Origin of the sequence: Bartonella vinsonii subsp. berkhoffii ATCC 51672, assembly GCF_902825225.1 — a bacterium.
GTDB classification, from domain to species: domain Bacteria; phylum Pseudomonadota; class Alphaproteobacteria; order Rhizobiales; family Rhizobiaceae; genus Bartonella; species Bartonella berkhoffii.
In genome coordinates this window covers 1-892 of the sequence record NZ_CADEAK010000072.1, presented here as the reverse complement: position 1 = coordinate 892, position 892 = coordinate 1, and the positions used below count along the sequence as shown (strand labels likewise).

At 45.0% G+C, this 892-nt stretch carries 2 pseudogenes; both read left to right on the top strand.

Features of this window, described 5'->3' with window-relative positions:
* Positions 1-672, top strand: a pseudogene (locus tag J7R10_RS08275) (DUF4815 domain-containing protein); the annotation flags it as partial.
* A 57-nt stretch (positions 673-729) separates the two neighbouring features.
* Positions 730-892: pseudogene (locus J7R10_RS10375) on the top strand (Bgr_08870 family protein); the annotation flags it as partial.

Genomic DNA, 892 nt, shown 5'->3' with positions numbered 1-892 from the left:
TATGTGACCGGTCCACGCTTTTCTTCTGTCAATGCGCAGAGCTGGACCGCCCATCAAGATGAGGCTTTAGCCTTTCGCGTGTTGGCAGCACGCTACACACAAACAGAAAAAACCATTGATCTTGGCAGTTTTGATCTTGTTGACTGCTCTGATTTGCAAGTGCGTGCAGCCATTGAATTGCCTTCAAGTGATTGTTCTGTCATCTTTGAAATTGAGAGAAACAACGGCACGGTTTATCAACTCTTGCCCTTTCAATTGCTAAGCCTTACTGAATATATCAGTGAAAAAATTAAGCTCCGCGCTATTCTCAAAGGCACAGAGAAACTCTCACCGGTTTTATTTGCTCCCGTGCAATTGATTGCGGGAAAGATCCATAAAACAGCCACTTATGTCACCCGTGCTTTTGCCTTTGGGGAAAAGGCAAGGTTGACCAGCTATATCAAAACCTTTTTGCCTGGTGGAGCAACCTTCTCCCTAGAGATGCAGCTGGATGATGGTGCTTTTACTCCTCTCACATTAGAGGAAACAGAGCAGTTATCCGAGCCGCTTTGGACAGAGCGAAAATTTGTAAGCAGCGACAAAACAGCTAAACAGGCGCGCTTAAAACTCACGCTTACCGGTGGACCAGCAGCGCGGTCAATGGTGAGTGATTTTGGCGCTGGCATTTTGTGACACCTACTTTGATAAAGGATGGGATTTTGGGCTGCTTTAGAAACTTGGAGAACAGACATGGAAAAAACAAAAAAGCTTGAGATGGAATTGCCTAAAGAAGGGCGTTTTATCAGTTCTGAATTCCCCATCTTGCGGGAAAACTTGACCAAAATTGATCAAGCCATGATGGAAGTTGAGGAAAAGGTAGACCAAAAAGCACCTTCAAAACACACGCATAGCA